Annotated in this window: 1 rRNA gene; it reads right to left on the reverse strand. The window is 48.7% G+C overall.

Features of this window, described 5'->3' with window-relative positions:
- Window positions 1-491: ribosomal RNA gene (locus WKS98_RS09955) — 23S ribosomal RNA — on the reverse strand; the annotation flags it as partial.

The raw sequence follows: 491 nt of genomic DNA on the forward strand, positions 1-491 counted from the left end.
ACTTTGTCTGCTTGTAGGCATAAGGTTTCAGGTTCTATTTCACTCCCCTCCCGGGGTTCTTTTCACCTTTCCCTCACGGTACTATTCGCTATCGGTCACTAGGTAGTATTTAGCCTTGGGAGGTGGTCCTCCCGTGTTCCCACGGAATTTCTCGTGTTCCGTGGTACTCTTTCTAAGGTGTAGGTGCCTGTTTTTGATTACGAGGCTGTCACTCTCTTTGGCTCGGCTTTCCAGCTGATTCTTCTAACTTCTTCCTATCTTTTCCTTAAGTTGGGCTTCTCCCTCTTCGCTCGCCGCTACTGGGGGAATCGAGTTTTCTTTCTCTTCCTCGGGCTACTTAGATGTTTCAGTTCGCCCGGTTCGCTTCTGTAGCTTAATTGGTTGGGCTACAGATACTTAGAGTTTGTCTAAGTGGGTTTCCCCATTCGGATACCGACGGCTCATTGGATATTTGCTCCTAACCGTCGCTTTCGTTGCTTGTCACGTCCTTC

The sequence above is a fragment of the Lagierella sp. ICN-221743 genome (genome assembly GCF_037890055.1).
Taxonomy (GTDB): Bacteria; Bacillota; Clostridia; order Tissierellales; family Peptoniphilaceae; genus Mediannikoviicoccus.